This is a genomic window from Kiloniella spongiae, from assembly GCF_001026905.1.
GTDB lineage: Bacteria > Pseudomonadota > Alphaproteobacteria > Kiloniellales > Kiloniellaceae > Kiloniella > Kiloniella spongiae.
This window is the reverse complement of the sequence record NZ_LAQL01000006.1, coordinates 42,174-60,644: the sequence shown is the minus strand read 5'-3', so window position 1 is coordinate 60,644 and position 18,471 is coordinate 42,174. Positions and strand designations below refer to the sequence as shown.

Below are 18,471 nucleotides of genomic sequence, written 5' to 3'. Positions count from 1 at the left end.
TGAATAGTTTATCAGTGAAATTATGGCGACGACAAAAAAGACATCGAAAAAAGAATCTGGAAAAAAAGGATCTGGCGCAAAAGGGTCTGGTCGGGGATCAAAGACTTTAAAAGCTGATTCGCGTAAAAGAGTTACAAGCGCGAGCAAAAGATCGACAAAGGCACGCAAAACTGCAGCGGGAAAGAGAAAGCCCAAAACGGCGAGCCGGAAAAGAACGGCTAAGCGCGGATTCCTTAAAACGATGGTTTTATGGTGTTCCGTTCTGGCGATATGGGGAACTATATTACTGGGCGGGCTTGTAGCCTATTATGCGTGGGATTTGCCAGATGTTGGCGGGCTGGAACAAGTTTCCAGACGCCCGTCTGTAACTCTGATGTCAGATGACGGTATTCGCCTGGCAAGTTATGGTGATGTTTATGGTGATGTTCTTGATGTTGATGAGATGTCGCCCACCTTGCCACAGGCTATTATTGCGATTGAAGACCGTCGTTTTTATGATCATTTTGGCATCGACGTTCTGGGTATTGCCCGGGCGATGTTGGTAAACATACGTGCTGGCCGTATGGCACATGGCGGATCAACAATCACACAGCAGTTGGCAAAAAACCTCTTTTTAAGTTCTGAGCGTAGCTTGAAGAGAAAAGTTCAGGAAGCTTTACTGGCAATTTGGTTAGAGCAAAAGTTCACAAAAAAACAAATTCTTACCCTATATATGAACAGAGTATATTTCGGAGCTGGAACTTATGGTGTTGATGCGGCTTCCCGAATTTATTTTGGCCTGTCTGCCCGGAAAATTGGTTTATATGAATCGGCTCTTATCGCTGGTCTTCTCAAAGCACCTTCACGCTATAATCCTACCAGCAGTGCTGCTAAAGCCGAAACAAGGACAAGCCTGGTACTTCAGGCTATGGTTGATGCCCGGTTTATCACCAGTGAAGAAGCGGGAAAGGCAAAGAAAAATCGCCCCTCATTAAAACGAAATACAAACGGACAGGGGAAGTATTTCACAGACTGGGTTTTACGCCAGGTCGATGAGTACATCGGTGGTTATCGCGGCGATATTGTCGTTCATACGACATTGAATACTCGACATCAGCGTTTGGCGGAAAAAAACCTTCTCAAGATACTGAAGGACAACCGAAAAAAACATAATGTCGAACAAGCGGCCCTTGTTGTTATGTCGAACTATGGGGCTGTCACGGCGATGGTTGGCGGGCGTGATTATCGAACCAGCCAATTCAATCGTGTGACACAGGCTTTACGACAACCGGGTTCAGCCTTTAAGCCGTTTGTTTTCCTTGCGGGCATTGAAAGCGGATTACGTCCGGATAGCCGATTTGTTGATAAGCCCATCAAGGTCGGGAAATGGAAACCGGGAAATTACAAAGGTAAATACTATGGTGATGTAACGTTGCGGGATGCTTTTGCCCGATCTATGAATTCGGTTGCGGTGCAAGTATCAGAGAAAGTTGGCCGCAAGCAGGTCGCAGAAGTCGCACACCGGTTAGGTATTGAGACTGATCTGGATACATCCCCTTCCATTGCCTTGGGCGCGTCCGAGGTTACGTTATTGGAACTCACAGCGGCTTATTCCGTGTTTTCTAATGGAGGGAATGCTGTTTCCGCTTATGGCATTAAAGAGATTCAAGACCGCAACGGTAACAAACTTTACCAGAGAACAGGCAGCGGCCTTGGCCGGGTTGTAAAGACACGTAATGTTGCCATGATAAATGACATGATGAGTGCGACGGTTGCCTGGGGAACTGGTAAAGCTGCGCAAACAGGACGTTCAGCTGCGGGGAAGACAGGAACTACCCAAGATTCAAGGGATGCTCTTTTTGTGGGCTATACACCCTATACAGTTGCGGGTGTATGGTTTGGGAATGATAATGGAAGTCCAATGAAATCGGTCACAGGTGGTACTCTCCCTGCGAAGGTGTGGGGCAACCTTGTTCGCGAAATTGAACAAAACAAGCCGATTGCTGAACTACCAAAACAGCCTCCAACCTTTCTGGAAGATACTGTGGAGGAAGCGTCCGGGTTTTTGGAAAGCCTTTTTGGACGCTTAAAATCAGACAGTCGTTCTTCGGAAGGATCAGAGGATAAAAAAGAAGAGAAAAATAACTTTCATGAACCCAAGGGAACAGCGAAGTTTAAGTAATTCATTCCTGAGATTTTTTGCCTAAAACTCAATTAATTCAACACAACTAAGGGCTGATGCATATTTTCGTCAAATTCAGGTGTTTATACTCTAACAGGGGGTAAACAACAGCTAACTTGAATAGCTGTATAGTCGGGAAAGAATGTATGAAAAAACTTCAGCGGTTGGTGTTTGCTGGAATAGTTGGTGCAAGCTTGAATTTGAGTTCAGTGGCTTTGTCAGCGTCCTTTGATGATGCGATGGTAGCTTTTGATCGCAGAGATTATGCCGTTGCTTTTCGTGATTTTTCCGAAGTAGCGTTGACTGGCAACCGAGATGCTCAATTCATGTTAGGGTATGTTTATTCCAAAGGTTACGGAACGACACAGGATTACGTTCAAGCTCATAAATGGTTTAATATCGCCGCATCTCAAGGCGATAGAGAGGCCCGTCGGGCAAGGGATAAATTGACACCGTTTATGTCTGCACAACAAATCTCACAGGCGCAAGAAGAAGCCGCCAATTGGCAGCCTGGGATTGGTAAACCTAAAGCTGTTGAAGCAGATATAAATACTGAAGGACTCGAAACTGTCGAGACGAAAGATAAACCACTGATTACGTGGTCTGACCCAAGCCCGACTGATAATAGCTCACAGATAAATCTTACACGTGATGAAAAGAGAGAATTGCAAAGAAGGTTACGGGACGCTGGCTATGATCCCGGGCCAATTGATGGTCTTCCCGGTGAGCGCACCTTGAGAGCGATCAGGTCTTATCAATCTGATTTTGGACTGGTTGTTGATGGTTTGGTTAGTCGCGAAACTCTGGATGATTTAAGAACCCGAAACTTTGCTGATTCAGAGCTTGAAACAGTTGTGGATACTCGTTCAGAGGTACTTGTCAGACAGTTGAGAGAGCTGGATCAAGATGGGCAAAGATCTGAACTATCCGGCGAACAGTATAAACAGCGAGTATCGGCGCTGTTAGCAGATTATGACCGTCCCTGGTCAACTCGTGTTTTATATGACTCATTCCGGGATGGTGATTTTACGCTTAATCCTCGCTGGTTTGTTGAATCGGGTGATTTTGATGTCGTAAACAGAGAGTATCTTTATAGCTCTGTCCCGGTTGCCGAAATCAAAACCACCGAAAAAGACAAAAATGGTGCCAAAGAAATCGTTGGTATTTTTTCGGATATTTTTCTTAAAAACAGCGATGATGCTCAACGTGAAAAGCAATATAAGGGGTATGCCGAACTCTACAGTGTTACAGATATTACAAACAGTTTTTCTGCAAGAGTAAATCTAAATGGCCTTCTGGATAATGGGCGTTTGAATTTTGGTGTCTATCAAGGAGCATCACGGATCAATGGTTATTCCCTTTCCTACATTACAGGTAAGGAGAGCGTGATTAAGTTAACGCGAACATCATCTGATGGGACAGCTATACTGGAGACGGTTAATCTGGAACAATCATTGAGTGCAGAGATACACAATGTTGAACTGCGTCGGGATAATCAGGGCAAAATGGAAATTCTCCTTGACGACAAGCTTCTTTTTGACGCTGAGGATACTTCTTTGAAAGGTGATTTTGACGGTTTTATTGTCGGAAATCAGGGGGGTAATTTTCGTCTCTATGAAGTAGAGGTGTACTCTGAGGAATAACGGACTGAACAGCTACCTCTAGCTATAGGCAAGAAGTTGGTTGCCGTTTAATTTTAACCATTTTTGAGAAGATTTTCGGGCATCTGTTAGTTGATCCACCAGTGCCCAAAATTCTGGACTATGGTTCATATGCTCTAAATGGGCGACTTCGTGGGCGACGACATAATCAAGGACTTCCTCTGGTGAAAATATCAGGCGCCAGGAAAAGTTCAGATTACCCTTTGTTGAGCAACTTCCCCAACGGCTTGTGGTATCTTTGATGCGTATGGCAGCAATTTTTTTGTCAATTTTTGCGGCTTTTTCCTGTGCCCTCAGATCAATTTCAAATCGAACTTGTTGCTTTAGAAAATCTCTAACTCTTCGCGGGACATGTTCAGAATGGGATTTGATGTAAAGCTGGTTTGTTTCCAACCATGCAGCACCTTTTTGAGAATGTGTTTTAGTGCCTGGTGTTATCCTTACGATCTTGTGGAGGCGACCAAGGATGGGGATGTCTGTGCCATCTTCATAGGAAACAGGGGGTGATTGCTTATCCAGGCGATCAGTAATCCAATCTTTTTGTCGTTCAACAAAATTCAATATATCGGGAATAGGGTAATTGGGTGGGCAAACAACTTTTACGGCTGCTTTCCCCATGACTAATCTGAGAGACAGTTTTCTGGAAGTGGGGTGAGGTTGAACAATCACCTCAAGTTTTTGCCCCCCAATATCTAAATGTGCATTTTTCTGGACCATGGGGCAGATTATCGGCCTGTACGAAGGCCCGCAAGCGAGAAAATTGTCAGGCTAGATAGTTCATTTCTCTTTTGGAGATGGTTCAAAGCTTTTAGGACTAAGCTTGAACTGTAGGCGTGCTCTCTTCAATCTTTTGACTTTTATCTTCGGCTTCTAATTAAGAAATGTGCCATTCCCATCATTAGAAGCCGAAACATGATTTGAAAAATTAGTTAGACAGAATCTCAATCAGTGAAGCAGCCATTTTATCTGACTCAGTTCCATGTCCGTAATGCTTGGCATAGAGACCATCAGGGCCGATCAGGTAGGTAATAGATGAATGATCCATAAGGTATTCGTTAGACTCTTCGCTTTCTGCTTTTTGGTAGAAAACGCGATACGCTTTTGCCGCGGCTGAAACCTGTTCTGTCGTTCCGGTCAAGCCAACCATTGTGGGGTAAAAGTTTTCCACATAATCGTTCATTGCAGAAACAGTATCGCGTTCCGGATCAACTGTAATAAATACCGGTGTTATTTGTTTGGCCAGTTCAGGGTCTTTTTCTTCGACGATATCCATTGCACCGGATAGTAGTGTCAGGGATGTCGGGCATACATCAGGGCAATAGGTATAGCCGTAGTAAATCAGCATGTATTTACCTAGGAAATCTTTTTCTGTAACGGCTTTACCTGTGTGGTCGACCAAGTTGAAAGGGCCGCCTATAAGAGCACCAGACTGATTAGACGTCGGTTTTTGATCGAAAACTTTCATTCCGATAAATGCTGCTGCTGCAACGATTAAGGCAATGCAAAGGATAAAGATTGAACGTGCAATAAAACTTTTCGGCATAGGGTTCGGCTCGCGAGAAAAAAATTAACAATCACCTCTATGTTTAATGTGAATAGCGTGGGATGACAATAACCTCACCTGATCACAATTAGGAGAAAGGTTGCGGCATAATCGCCCACTTGTGGTGTCCTTCGTTATGGTAACGATGGTATTTTCACCAGACTAAATTCTTTCTCGCCTTGAAAAAGGCGCGTTTCCCCCTTAAAGAATTAGATCTATTTCAAGGAGTGAGGCTTTGTCCGGTTATAGCAAAGCCTTGCTTATGACTTTCTTCCATTGAGTTAAGCGACGGAATTTAAACTTATGTTTAGCGATCTTTCAAAAGCATTTGGTCAAACAGGCGATCCGGCTTTTAGAAAAGTGTTTTTTATCTCTACCGCTATTTCGCTGGTGATTTTTGCACTTCTTTGGGGTTTGGCTGGATACGGTGTCAGCTTTTTGGACGGAATGATCGCGGGGTGGGCTGAATCTGATGGTTGGATAACCAGTGTATTAGTCACAGTAGCGGAAGCTATTTCCTGGATAGGTGTTGCCTTTTTGAGTATTATGCTCTTTCCCTCAGTGATGTTGATTATCATTCCTTTTTTTCTGGAAGATATTGCAAAAGCCGTCGAAGCGAAATTTTATCCTGAACTTGGAGAAGGGCGCCAACCACCTGTGGGCGAAACGATTTTAGGATCAATACAGTTTGTCGGTGTGACGTTGCTGGTAAATATTATCGCTTTACCATTGTATTTCATTCCGCTCGTAAATCTTTTTGCCTTCTATCTAATCAACGGCTATTTGCTTGGTCGTGAATATTTTGAAATGGTTGCACAACGGCGCTTGGTTTTAGGAGAGGCAAAGTTGCTTCGTAAGCAGTTCAGTGGCCGCGTCATTATAGCAGGTTTCTTTCTTGCATTTTTGCTGACAGTCCCAATTCTGAATATTGCGATGCCAATCTGGGCAACTGCTTTTATGCTTCACCGTTTTGAACGAATTCGTCGGGACGCTATGTAGTAAGAAGACGAATGATCAATTATAAAAGATTTCTGACTCTGATTGTGTTGGCTATAACACTTAGCGCTTGCGGTAATGCGGCGAAGCGGAAAGTGGTGATTGTCGGTTCGGAACCACAGGTTTCGCAAAAAGCGGATAGTGAAAAAGCAATTCCTTCAGCATCAAACGTCAAGGCCGAGGCAGGTGATGAAGAGCAAACTCAAGAGTTGGCTGCATTGACCTATGATGCTGCACCTGTAGAACCTGACGTGAACGATGACCCCAAGCAACTATTGGGGATCAATACTGACGCCTTGAAAGATTTACTGGGCACACCGTCGTTCATAAGAAAAGAGAGCCCTGCCGAGATCTGGCAATATAATGCGAAAGACTGTGTTTTAGATCTTGTTCTTTATGATGCGGTGACATCTTATGTTGAGGCGCGGGATGATCAAGTTCGACCAATGGATAACCGTACATGTCTACGCAGGCTACTTTTGTCGAAGCAGTAGTAAACGGTACTCATTTCCTCGGTAACATATTCTTGTCGGACATTTTGATGGGATATGTTTGGCAAAACCAGTAAACTCTATAATTATTGCTTGGTTGTGTCCGGGATGAGGTTTCATGTTGAGTTTGGAAGGTTCAGTTCCTAGTACTGAAAATCTTCTTTTTAATGCTGTGTTACGCCCTAACAGAAGCCTGAGTAAAAAAGGCTTTAAGATTTTAATGGGCTTTATCCTTTGTATCATCTTTATAAGCAGTCTTGGTTTCTTGTTAGCTGGTGCGTGGCCAGTTCTGGGTTTTCTGGGACTTGATGTTGCTCTTGTCTATTTTGCCTTTCGCTTCAGTTACCGATCTGGTGGACAATATGAATTGGTACAAATGACTGCGGATGAGATGCTTGTGACGACAGTTAATCCTTGGGGCCAGAAAAGATCTTTTTCTTTTCAACCCTATTGGTTACAGGTGTCTTTCGAAGAACAGGACGAGGAAAATTCCCTGATTGTTAGCTCACACGGTCGCTCGGTTTCTCTTGGTCGGTTTTTAGCACCTATTGAACGAAAGGAGCTTGCAGATAAGCTTGTTTCCGTGCTCAATCGTATCAAACAAAATCAATTATAACGCGCCAAGAGGAATTATTCGTGCCGGGTGTCTATGGTTCCGCAGAACCGCTGTTTCTTTTGCTTTTTGCTTTGGGTATTGAGGCTTTGTACGGGGGTGTGTTCTTCCTTGAAAAGTGGTCGCCCAAACCTCGGCGTTTGTTGGCGGGAATAATCGTACGATTTGACCGTCTTCTAAATGAGTCTTCATCTTCGCTTATAATAACTGCGGTTACAGGCGGACTGAGTTGCATCCTGTTGATCTCTTTAGCTGTTATCGCTGGTTTTGGCATTTCCTTGATCAGCTTAAACGCGCCTTTTCTCTGGCTTATTGAGGTTTTCGTGATTGCGTTTTGTCTCGATTACAGAAGCCAACAGGTTCGAATGCGAAAGATACGTAAAGCCTTGGCATTAAAAAGTTATATCACTGTACGGGGCGAGCTATATCCGTTGGTTTCATCCTTGTTCCGCCCCAGAGATCTTGAAAAATTATCAGAAAGTCAGTTGGCGGCAGCTTGTGTCGGGGGAATGGCGCGTGGTTTTGTAGAAGGCTTTATTACGCCAGCTTTCTGGTATGCCTTACTGGGCCTTCCCGGGCTTTTGACTCAGCAGGCAGTTTTTCAAGGTGCACAATTTTATAAACAGCGATATTTGCAGGCACCTCAGGAAAAACATTTCAGTCAGATGTATTTTATACTCGAGCGAATTTTTGTTGTTGTTCCGGATGCGTTGGCGGCACTGATGTTTATTTTCTCTACACTCTTCATTCCGAAAACATCCTTCTCGCAAGCATTTTTAAGGTGCTGGAGAGGCAAGCATATGGCTGATGCTGCGCTTGGTGGTGCTTTGCAACTGGACTTGTCTCGTCCCAGTGAGACTAACTGGCGACAGGAATTGGAGCGGGGCAACATGATTGTGTTGATTGCGGGTATTATAGCTATTGGGCTTATCGCAAGCGCTATTCTGGCTCGTTTTGCTTTTTAAATAAAGAAACCTGCCCAGATTATCCATTAGGTTAATCAGTCTAGGCAGGTTCTATTGTGGGATATCTTACAAGAGTAAGAACTATTCTAAAGTTACTGAGGGAGAGCAGCCCTTAGTTTGTCAGAATGCGGATTTGAAAAGGCGCGTTCGATGGTAATTTTCCGGGGAGTTGCGCCTGCGCCGTAATAACTGCTGTTATAGCTTTCCCGGGTGAAAAGTTTAGCTCCTTCAAAAGCACCGCCACCAAAAAGACCGACCGAGCTGGAAAAGGCATAGACATCAACATCAAGATTAGCTGTTGTTGACGCTTCTACCCCTGCCCCGAAGGGTCCAACAGCAAGCGAGAGATCGCCGCCAAATTTGATCTCATTATCCAAAATAGCATCAACTGCACCTTGGTTCATAAGCGTGAAGACAACTTCGGAAACCTCTCCACCGATTTGCAAACCGATGCTCCCCGCGGCCAGTGTATAAAAGGATGGATTGCTCCATGTACCGTCGGTCCCTCTGACAAGAAGGACACCTGACCCACCTTCACCGCCAATAATGAAACCGCCTTTGACCAGTTGTGGAATGATGATGATGCCTTGGGATTGGTGGGCGAATTCTTTCAGTTTGGCATAGTCAGGATTGTTGAGCATTTTCTCCAGCGTATAGCGGGATTCAGCAACAAGCTCTTCAGCATCGCTTGCGGCCTTTACCTGAAAGGAAAAACATACAGCGAAAAGGGTGGTCAGGAATATCAATTTGGGTGAAATGGCAGAAGTGAAAGCCTGTCTGAGGCTTTTGATCATGTCGTTCTCCTCGCTCGCAAGCGGCTGTTAAGGGCAGATATGGTTAATTCTGCAAAACAGTATCGCAGGAAAATACAGGAAAAGGCAGAGACAATTTGTGTCAATTAGCATAATTTATTGTCATCTATACAAAGGACTTTACTTCAATACCTATAAAACAGACTGATTTTCTATCGGTTGTGACGCAAATCAGTAATTTCCTTTAATCCCAAAAATAGACCAAGCCTGGTTTCCAAGGTTTGGGCTTTGAGAGGCTGGTTATGCAGAGTTTAGGAACTTATGATTATGTGATTGTCGGGGCGGGGACGGCCGGTTGTGTACTGGCGAACCGACTATCCAAAGATCCAAACAACTCTGTTCTTTTGTTGGAAGCCGGTGGAAAAGATAATTATCACTGGATCCATATCCCCGTTGGTTATCTCTATACGATTAATAACCCCCGAACCGATTGGTGTTTCTCTACCGTTAAAGAAAAGGGTTTAAATGGCCGATCTTTAAGCTATCCTCGCGGTAAAGTCCTGGGGGGCTGTTCTTCAATTAACGGTATGATCTATATGCGTGGTCAGGCCCGGGATTACGATCAATGGCGGCAGATGGGAAATACCGGTTGGGCGTGGGATGATGTTCTTCCCCTTTTCAAGCGGGGAGAGAATTACCATAAAGGAGATTCAGAGTTTCACAGTGAAGCGGGTGAACTCAGGGTTGAAGAACAACGCCTTTCCTGGCCCATCCTTGACCGTTTCCAAGACGCTGCTGCAGAAGTCGGTATTCCAAAAACAACGGATTTTAATAAAGGAAACAATGAAGGCGTTGGCTATTTCGAAGTAACGCAAAAGAAGGGTATACGGTTCAGTGCTGCCCGCGCGTTCCTTCATCCGGTTAAAGATCGCAAAAACCTGACGGTTCTGACACAGGCTCAGGCGCGAAAAATAATACTGGAAAATAAAACTGCGAGAGGATTGGTGCTTGATTATCAAGGGGTGCGTTCCGAGGTAAAGGCCAGGAAAGAGCTTATTCTATCTGCTGGTGCCGTGGCGTCACCTGTATTGCTGCAAAGCTCTGGTATTGGAGGGGGCGAGCTTTTGGGGCGCCATGGGGTTGAGGTGCAGCATGAACTCACTGGTGTCGGCGAAAACCTGCAGGATCATTTGCAAATCCGTACCGTTTTTCAGGTCTCAGGTACGAAGACGCTTAATGAAATGTCCCACAGCCTTTTCGCCAAAGCAGGTATGGCGGTGGACTATGCTCTTTTTCGCAAAGGACCTTTGTCTATGGCACCAAGTCAGTTGGGCTGCTTTGCAAAGAGCAATCCGGGGCTGGAAACACCTGATCTGGAATATCATGTGCAACCGCTTTCGACGGATAAACTTGGGGACCCACTACACAAGTTTCCCGGCTTTACGGCTTCGGTCTGTAACTTGAGACCTGAATCCCGTGGGTATGTGCATCTGAGTGATCCTAACGGTGAGGAAATGCCAAAAATTGCCCCGAATTACCTCTCGACTGAAGGGGATCGGCAGGTTGCTATTGATGCGATTAAACTGACGCGCAAAATTTGTGTTAGCCCGGCATTGTCTGATCATTCTCCGAGGGAGTATTTACCTGGTTCTGATGTTGTTACCGATGAAGATATCCTCAAAGCTGTTGGAGATATCAGCACAACAATCTTCCACCCTGTTGGCACCTGTAAAATGGGATCTGATTCGATGGCTGTGGTGGATGAACAATTGCGCGTGCATGGGATTTCGAGATTAAGAGTTGCCGATGCTTCAATCATGCCGACGATAACCTCAGGCAATACCAATGCGCCAACAATTATGATCGCCGAAAAGGCGAGCGATTTGATTCTTGGTGTAGGCTAGAATTTATCTATGGTTTGGGTAACGTTCTATTTAGTTTTGCTGTCAAAAAGATATTGTTGAATTCGGGCATAGCCATATCCAATATAAATTCGTTGAATATGGCCCACCGCAATAAGGTCTTGGTTTTTTAGTGCAGTCTGTAGCTCTGTTAGCTCATTAACCAAAGATAGAATTGAAGCTTCTCCAGCGATATCAGCAATACGATACCAAACACTGGCGGCCTGATAATAAGTTTGCCGCCAAAACGAACGTAAAACGGAATTTGAAATTAAATCGCAGAGTAATTGATGAAGCTCATGGTTTATTAACACGTAACTTCGTGAGCTTTTCTCGTCGTCAAGATTTTTAGCACGAAGGATCAGATCTTGAATTTTATCTAAGTGAACCTGAGTGATCTTTGTTGTCGATAGTGTACCAATTAATGGCGCTAATTCTAATCGGGTGGTGTATACATCGGCAATTTTTTGATCCGGTAATTCTTTTACAACAGTTCCAACACCGTTTCGTGTTTCTATTAAATTGAGGTGGGTGATTCTGCTTAATGCATCCCGAACTGGTGTTCTGCTTACACCAAATTCGGTTGCAAGATCAGCCTCTTTCAATTGTTGACCGGGGTGGAAATCCAAAAGGCAGATCCGCTCTAATATTGTATCATGAATTGATTGAACTGTATGGGGTGCGTCTTCAATGGTAAGTGAGTTGGCGTTCATTGGGAATGATATCTTTCAGCCTGTCATGATCCTGTTGAATAGTGTGTATACCACTTTTCCTGATTTGCTCAGATATTTATCTGAGAATGACTTGTTTGTGTGATGAGTTCAAAGCATTGAATGCAATAGCATTATACACCTGTACGAAATATGACCTCATTTTCATTAATATATTGCTTAAATCAGTATAGCTGTATACAGCTTAAGAAGTATTTGATTAACGTTAAGATCGTTTATTGATTAAGGGACATTAAAAATGCTTCAGGAATGCAAGGCAAGAACAGAACAACTTCAGCTTAAAATGAAGGACAATGGCATTCAAAAAGTCATCTTTACCGATGAAAGTTCGATTGCGTATCTGGCGGGGTTTTGGGGGTATCTGGGCATTGAATTTGGCCGCCCAACGATGCTTGTTGTCGATGCCGATAATGGGCCAATTGTTATTACTCCGTTGATGGAATCTGAGATGGTTGAAGCGATGACTTGGGTTGCGGATATTCGAGTATGGGAAGATATTGGGCAACGGAGTTGGTCCCGTGTTCTCAAAGATGCTGTTGTAGATGAAACGCCATCCGAGCTCTGGATAGAACGAAATCATATCCCGGCTATTGTGCGCAATTTTCTGGATGAAGCTTATCGAGGAACAATCTTAAAGGATATTTCACCTATTCTTGGTGAAATGCGCATGATTAAAACCCCGTTTGAAATTGTAATAATGAAGCAAGCTGGGGCCATTGCTGGTGCGATGATGGCTGCCGCACATAATTCATTATCCGTGGGAAAACAGGAGTTTGAGTCAGCACTGGCAGTTATCGATGCAGGATCTCGTAAAGCGGCGTCATTTTTAACTGATGCAGGTTGGGAAAGCTTCGTTTCCCCGATGATCCATAATTTGCAGATCCTCCAAAGCGGAGCAGATTCTTCTATGGTGCACCGCCGTGCGAGTGTAAAAGCCTATCAAAAATTTGATCCCGTGTATTTCTGCTTTTGTAATATGGCGCAATTCAAACAATATAAACTGGGTTTTGATCGGATGTTTCACATCGGTGATGTTACTGATAAGGCGCGTGATGTTCAAGAAGCGGCGATAGAAGCGCAGCAAGCTGCGATTGGTACAATTCGTCCTGGAATTTTTGCTGAAGACGTTGCCGCTGCAGCTAATGAGATTTATCAAAAGCGAGGGTATGAAACGGGGTATCGTACTGGTCGTTCTATCGGGATGTCTTATTTGGAAGCACCGGAATTAAAAGAAGGAGATAAAACTGTTTTAAAACCTGGGATGACTTTCGCGGTAGATGGTGGAATTTCAATTGATGGCACGACGGCCGGTCGAATTGGGGATTCTATCGTCGTCACCGAGACGGGGTACGAGTATATTACGAACTATCCTCGCGAGATTCTTTTGAGCAAAGGTTGAGTAGAGTATGAACGAACTGACTGTTATCGTCGCTCAAAATCCAGCGATGTTAGATGGCCCGGGTGAGCGTTTTGGCTGGCTAAAAGAAAGCCTGGCTGATTCGCGATTTGAAGATGCTGACCTTTTGTTATTACCTGAATTATTTTTGACAGGATATAACGTAGGGGACAACGTTCATAAATGGTCGGAGGCAAGGGATGGCCTTTTTGCCAGAAATATAGCGGATTTATGTAAGGCGCATAATATTGCTATTCATTATGGGTTTTCTGAAAGTCATGAAGGACAAATATATAATTCTGCACAATGCTTCGGAAGTGACGGGCAGCGTTTAGGTCAGCACCGTAAGTTGGTACTGCCGCCAGGGTTTGAGAGGGATTACTTTCAAAGAGGAGGGCATTGTGAAGCCTTCTCTGTAAATGGTTTTAAGATTGGAATGCTTATTTGTTATGATGCTGAGTTCCCAGAAAGTTTTCGGTACATAGCAAAAATGGGGGTCGACTTGGTACTCATACCAACTGCACTTGGGAAACAGTGGAATGTTGTTGCGCATAAAGTTATACCAACCCGTGCTTTTGAAAATGGAATTTATGTTTGTTATGCCAATCAATGTGGCCATGAGAATGGTTTAGAATTTTTGGGTGGCAGTTGTATTATTGCTCCTGATGGTCAAGATATTGCTCGGGCTGGTATTGAACCAGAATTTTTACGAGCTGAGTTAAATTTAAATGCCGTTAAATCAGCTCAAAAGCGATTACCTTATCTAGAGGATTTAAAAAGGCTGACGTTTAAGCTAAATCAATCAGTGTAATTTCTGGTGGAACACCAAAGCGTACGGGTATGCCTTCTGCTTCTAGGTCTCTTTGAGCGAATTATGGCTGGAGGTATAAAAACTAAATTCTGTCGTCTGACGCTTTTAAAGAAAATGCCTGTTTTCAAGAAGGTGTTTATCGGAAAGATTATTCTTCTGTTTTCAGAAACGTAAGGGCAATGCCACCTATGGCGATCAGGGCAGTCCCCAGAATGACGCCGGAGGTAGGAATTTCATCAAAGAAGATAAATCCGATTATGCCAGCAAAACCAAGCCAAGTGTAGTCGATGGGGCCAAGAACTGAGACCTTTGCAATCCGGTACCCTCGGATAATGCAGTATTGGGCCGATATGGCGACAGGACCGAGAAGCAGGAAAGGCAGGTTGTCGATAACTTCAGTTGAGATCCATGTGGATGACGCTGGTAGTACAACAAGGCAAATACCAAAAAAGTTTACGTATAATAAAACGGTCATGGCGCTTTCGGCCTGACTGAGTGTTCTGATCAAAATCGCCTCGGCAGCAATGAGTAAGGCCCCGGCCATGGCAATTGCGGCGGGCCAAAGATATGAGAGATTGAAGTTTTGAAAAGCACCTCGGGAAAACATAACCACGCATGCACCAATGCTGGAAATGATGATCGCACCCCAGTGTAATTTACTGATACGTTCTTGTAGAAATATGATTCCAAGCGCGATGATGAAAATGACGTATAATAAGCTGATTGCAGTCGCATCGAGTATTGGCATGTTGGCTGAAGCATAAACAATGGCAACACCGCCATAACACCCCAGTATCGCCCTAAGAAAGTGGGTCTTGGCCTTTTTACTTCGATAGGTGATATGCTTGCCCCTAAGACGAAAGGCCAGAACTGAGAGAAGGATAAAACCGCTGATGTAACGGAGGAGCATGACCTGTAAGGGGGAGGCAACGCCTTCGGCAAATTTTCCGGATGCAAAAACAATTGAAAAGAGCGCAGTGCCACCAAGAACCCAAAGTACAGCCTGGCCATTATCTGATTTTCTTATCGCTTCCATGGTACTTCCTGAATTAATTTTTCTCCTGTAAATGAAGTTGAATCTGATGCAAAATCAAATGAGAAGAATTCATTTTGCGTGAGATTATCTAATGCAGATGCTTGATAGAGTATCTTTAAATGCAATCCGGGTTTTTGCTTTAGTCGCTAAACACGGCAGCATTTCACTTGCTGCGGATGAGTTTTGTGTTACCGCAAGCGCCGTGAGTCATCAGATCAAAAACCTAGAGACACACTTAGGGGTCAGCCTGTTTGTACGTAAAAATAATTCAATCAGATTAACGGATACAGGATTGAGCTTTCTGGCTGATGTTTCTCCGGGCTTGGTAATTTTGAATCAGGCAACCGAAAAACTCTTTCGCGATAGTAATGAAGTGGTTGTCCGTGTCTCCGTCACCTTTGCCGTTCGCTGGCTTATTCCGTCCCTCGAGAGGTTTAAACAACGTTACCCTGCTGCCAAAATCAGACTCGAAACGAGTGGTTTTGCAGATGTTTCACTAGATCCCTTTTCGGATATCGCTATTACCTATCGCCAAAAAGGAGATTATCAAGATAAAGAAGACACTCTGCTGACAGATTATTGTTGCCCGGTTCTTTCACCTGATTTATTGGCGCAATCCGGATACAGGCAAAGCAAAGACATTATCCATTTGCCGGCTTTGAAATGTACCGAAAATAATTGGGACTGGGGGGCATGGTGCACCGAGGTAGGTATTGATCAAACGACGATCGATTTTGCTGATCAGTTTGATATTGACGATGCTGCACTACGTGCCGCAGTTGCTGGGTTGGGAATGGTCCTGTCATCAGATTTTATGATCAAATCAGAGGTTGAAAATAAAACACTGGTCAAATTGCCGGGGTTTGAAGCCGTTGAACTGGGACGATACTGTTTGCAAGAGGGGGCGCGTAAGGACGGTATGGTCGAAAAGTTCAAAAATTGGCTCTTTGAAGAGATGGCTATTGTGAGCCAGTGTTAATAATTCCCAAGGGAAGTGACCACTTATATTCTATGTTCTGTAGTGTATTTTCCTCAGAACAATTTGTTTTTATTGTTAAATATAGCTTGTCATTAAATTGTCATATTAGAGTCACGAAACGATAATTTGTCATTTAACTGCAACGAAACTATCACAAATCGGAAATTACCCCGATCTTGGTGTATGAAAGTTTGAAAAATGACATCTTCTGATCCGTCAGGAAATACGAATTCATCGTCCTCTGACGATATGAAATTAGCAAAACCATCATTGGATAAAGACTTAAGCAAAATCGTTACGATGGAAGAGGCCACGCGCTCGATATCGCAACATCTTTTTGCACCGGGGCTTGCTATACTCTTTCTGGCGGTTGCTGGCGGCTTTGCCAGCATCCTGATTGGGGCACAGCCAAACGCGGTTTATATTGTTGTAGCGGCAACTCTTGGCGGCTATATGGCCCTGAACATTGGTGCCAATGATGTGGCAAACAATGTAGGTCCAGCTGTTGGTTCTCGGGCTTTGACCATGACCGGGGCGCTGATTATTGCGGCGGTTTTTGAAAGTGCGGGGGCGCTGTTGGCGGGGGGTGATGTTGTTTCAACAATATCCAAGGGCATCATCGATCCATCACTTGTTCCTGATAGCCAGACTTTTATCTGGGCAATGATGGCGGCACTTTTGTCATCTGCTCTTTGGGTTAATCTAGCAACATATATCGGAGCGCCGGTTTCAACAACACACTCTGTTGTTGGGGGCGTTATGGGCTCAGGTATCGCAGCCGTTGGTTTTGGTGCTGTAAACTGGTTTACCATGAGCAAAATTGCGGCCAGTTGGGTGATTTCACCTTTGTTGGGTGGTATTATTGCGGCGCTTTTTCTTGCCTTTATCAAAAGTAATATTATTTATCGCGATGATAAAATCGCGGCTGCGCGTCGTTGGGTGCCGATGTTGCTCGCGATCATGGCCACGGCTTTCTCTTGTTATTTGATGATGAAGGGTTTGAAGAAGATCTGGAAGCCGGATTATGCAACTGTTGCGATGATCGGTGCAGGTATCTTTGTTGCTTCTTATGCACTTCTAAAGCCTGTTATTCGTAAACAGTCCGAAGGAATGGAAAATAGAAACCAGTCTTTAAGGGAACTGTTTCATCTTCCCCTGATTTTCTCTGCAGCTTTGTTGTCATTTGCACACGGTGCAAACGATGTTGCCAATGCGGTTGGTCCCTTGGCAGCTGTTTTACACGCTGTTGAATCTGGTGACATCGCCGCGAAGGTTTCTATTCCGATCTGGGTGATGATTATTGGGGCAATTGGTATCAGTCTTGGCCTTTTCCTCTATGGCCCCAAACTCATTCGTATGGTTGGGGAACAGATTACCAAGATGAACCCGATGCGGGCTTACTGTGTGGCGCTTTCTGCGGCCATTACTGTGATCATGGCATCAGCCTTGGGATTACCTGTTAGCTCAACCCATATTGCTGTTGGTGCGGTGTTTGGTGTTGGTTTCTTTCGGGAATATTATACGAAGAAAAGCAAGCGTCGTCGCCAATACGTACGACAACATGAACGTCACCCCGAAAGTAAACACGAAGGTGTGGTTTCTGATCGTGAAGAAATTGGTCGCCGAAAACTGGTTCGTCGGTCACACTTTACGACCATTATCGCTGCTTGGGTGATTACTGTTCCTGCCGCTGCGTTATTGTCCGCTTCAATTTTCTTTGTGATAACGTTTGTGCTTTAATTAACCTGTCTTGATTGCGAAAAAAGCTCCGGTTCCGGGGCTTTTTTGCTTTTGAAGCTTAATGGTTCCGTATTTATACAGTCTATCCCCCATGAAGAATGGTTAGAGTTGCCACCTTCTTCGGTTGGATAGTAATTGAGCTTGGTCAAGGACAGATTACCAATGGACAGGCCAAGCGCTTTTTCCGATTTCAGATCCAGCGCATGGGCGACCGCTGCCCGAATTGTGCCGCCGTGGGTTACCGCAATAATATCTTTACCACGGTACTTTTGATTAAGGACATCAATTGATTTTGCTGTTCGGGATATAAGATCTTCGAAACTTTCGCCACCTGGCGGGGCTTCTGATGCAGGCGCATGCCAAAAACGATGCCATGCATCGCCTCGAATTTCGCCGAGTTCCTGATGCGTCATGCCATGCCAGTCCCCAAAGGACTGTTCCTGAAAATCATCGATGGCATCATAAGCAGGAAAGTCGTCTGTCAGCATTTCAGCGCGAATAGCGTTGGCGGTTTGATGGGTACGTTTCAAGGGGGTCGTCACCCAGACGGCGTCATTGGGTAGAATGCCGGCGAGAGCCTGAAAACTCTCTTTGTCATGGCAATCGCAATTCAAATCCAGGTTGCCATATATGGTGCCGTTGTTTTCCGTTACAGGCGCGTGCCTGATCCACCACCATCTGGTTTGAGTCACTTG

17 protein-coding genes are annotated in these 18,471 nt (G+C 44.5%); 11 read left to right on the top strand and 6 right to left on the bottom strand.

Annotation, left to right across the window (positions count from 1 at the left end):
- Positions 1 to 22 precede the first annotated feature (22 nt).
- Positions 23 to 2,161, top strand: coding sequence for a transglycosylase domain-containing protein (locus tag WH96_RS09225; protein WP_047763886.1), 2,139 nt, complete (start codon positions 23 to 25; stop codon positions 2,159 to 2,161).
- A gap of 146 nt (positions 2,162 to 2,307) precedes the next feature.
- A complete protein-coding gene (locus WH96_RS09220; RefSeq protein ID WP_047763885.1) occupies positions 2,308 to 3,804 on the top strand; it encodes an SEL1-like repeat protein in 1,497 nt (498 codons plus the stop codon).
- Positions 3,805 to 3,822: 18 nt separating this feature from the next.
- On the opposite strand, the gene WH96_RS09215 is transcribed toward WH96_RS09220, so the two are convergent.
- The gene (locus tag WH96_RS09215) at positions 3,823 to 4,539 is read right to left on the bottom strand and encodes a M48 family metallopeptidase (RefSeq protein ID WP_053005801.1); all 717 of its coding nucleotides are present in this window, start codon (positions 4,537 to 4,539) and stop codon (positions 3,823 to 3,825) included.
- 208 nt (positions 4,540 to 4,747) lie between these two features.
- The gene (locus tag WH96_RS09210; protein WP_047763884.1) at positions 4,748 to 5,365 is read right to left on the bottom strand and encodes an SCO family protein; all 618 of its coding nucleotides are present in this window, start codon (positions 5,363 to 5,365) and stop codon (positions 4,748 to 4,750) included.
- Positions 5,366 to 5,668: 303 nt separating this feature from the next.
- On the opposite strand from WH96_RS09210, the gene WH96_RS09205 reads away from it, so the two are divergent.
- The 4 genes from WH96_RS09205 (at position 5,669) to WH96_RS09190 (ending at position 8,430) form a co-directional block, all read left to right on the top strand.
- The gene (locus WH96_RS09205) at positions 5,669 to 6,364 is read left to right on the top strand and encodes an EI24 domain-containing protein (protein ID WP_047763883.1); all 696 of its coding nucleotides are present in this window, start codon (positions 5,669 to 5,671) and stop codon (positions 6,362 to 6,364) included.
- A gap of 11 nt (positions 6,365 to 6,375) precedes the next feature.
- On the top strand, positions 6,376 to 6,855 hold the full coding sequence (locus WH96_RS09200) for a hypothetical protein (protein WP_047763882.1): 480 nt from the start codon (positions 6,376 to 6,378) through the stop codon (positions 6,853 to 6,855).
- 115 nt (positions 6,856 to 6,970) lie between these two features.
- Complete coding sequence (locus WH96_RS09195) at positions 6,971 to 7,468, top strand: DUF2244 domain-containing protein (protein WP_047763881.1); 498 nt, start codon at positions 6,971 to 6,973, stop codon at positions 7,466 to 7,468.
- A 20-nt stretch (positions 7,469 to 7,488) separates the two neighbouring features.
- On the top strand, positions 7,489 to 8,430 hold the full coding sequence (locus WH96_RS09190; RefSeq protein WP_047763880.1) for a cobalamin biosynthesis protein: 942 nt from the start codon (positions 7,489 to 7,491) through the stop codon (positions 8,428 to 8,430).
- Between the two features lie 92 nt (positions 8,431 to 8,522).
- Here WH96_RS09190 and WH96_RS09185 read toward each other — a convergent pair whose 3' ends face one another.
- Positions 8,523 to 9,224 carry a lipid-binding SYLF domain-containing protein gene (locus WH96_RS09185; RefSeq protein WP_053005800.1) on the bottom strand — a complete coding sequence of 234 codons (702 nt, stop codon included), beginning with the start codon at positions 9,222 to 9,224 and terminating at the stop codon, positions 8,523 to 8,525.
- Positions 9,225 to 9,484: 260 nt separating this feature from the next.
- Between WH96_RS09185 and WH96_RS09180 the strand changes: the two genes are divergently transcribed.
- Positions 9,485 to 11,086 (top strand): GMC family oxidoreductase, encoded by a 1,602-nt coding sequence (locus WH96_RS09180; protein ID WP_047763879.1) that lies wholly within the window; start codon positions 9,485 to 9,487, stop codon positions 11,084 to 11,086.
- Between the two features lie 26 nt (positions 11,087 to 11,112).
- On the opposite strand, the gene WH96_RS09175 is transcribed toward WH96_RS09180, so the two are convergent.
- Positions 11,113 to 11,796, bottom strand: coding sequence for a GntR family transcriptional regulator (locus WH96_RS09175; RefSeq protein ID WP_047763878.1), 684 nt, complete (start codon positions 11,794 to 11,796; stop codon positions 11,113 to 11,115).
- A 256-nt stretch (positions 11,797 to 12,052) separates the two neighbouring features.
- Between WH96_RS09175 and WH96_RS09170 the strand changes: the two genes are divergently transcribed.
- Positions 12,053 to 13,213, top strand: coding sequence for a M24 family metallopeptidase (locus tag WH96_RS09170; protein WP_047763877.1), 1,161 nt, complete (start codon positions 12,053 to 12,055; stop codon positions 13,211 to 13,213).
- 7 nt (positions 13,214 to 13,220) lie between these two features.
- On the top strand, positions 13,221 to 14,021 hold the full coding sequence (locus tag WH96_RS09165) for a carbon-nitrogen hydrolase family protein (protein ID WP_053005799.1): 801 nt from the start codon (positions 13,221 to 13,223) through the stop codon (positions 14,019 to 14,021).
- Between the two features lie 148 nt (positions 14,022 to 14,169).
- Here the strand turns inward: WH96_RS09165 and WH96_RS09160 are convergent, their stop codons facing one another.
- Entirely contained in the window at positions 14,170 to 15,057 is an 888-nt protein-coding gene (locus WH96_RS09160) for a DMT family transporter (RefSeq protein WP_047763876.1), read from the bottom strand.
- 91 nt (positions 15,058 to 15,148) lie between these two features.
- Between WH96_RS09160 and WH96_RS09155 the strand changes: the two genes are divergently transcribed.
- The gene (locus tag WH96_RS09155; RefSeq protein ID WP_047763875.1) at positions 15,149 to 16,036 is read left to right on the top strand and encodes a LysR family transcriptional regulator; all 888 of its coding nucleotides are present in this window, start codon (positions 15,149 to 15,151) and stop codon (positions 16,034 to 16,036) included.
- A gap of 198 nt (positions 16,037 to 16,234) precedes the next feature.
- Positions 16,235 to 17,776 carry an inorganic phosphate transporter gene (locus WH96_RS09150; protein WP_082130407.1) on the top strand — a complete coding sequence of 514 codons (1,542 nt, stop codon included), beginning with the start codon at positions 16,235 to 16,237 and terminating at the stop codon, positions 17,774 to 17,776.
- On the opposite strand, the gene WH96_RS09145 is transcribed toward WH96_RS09150, so the two are convergent.
- Positions 17,773 to 18,468 (bottom strand): histidine phosphatase family protein, encoded by a 696-nt coding sequence (locus WH96_RS09145; protein ID WP_053005798.1) that lies wholly within the window; start codon positions 18,466 to 18,468, stop codon positions 17,773 to 17,775. The two genes, WH96_RS09150 and WH96_RS09145, sit on opposite strands and share 4 nt — an antisense overlap.
- Between the last annotated feature and the right edge of the window lie 3 nt (positions 18,469 to 18,471).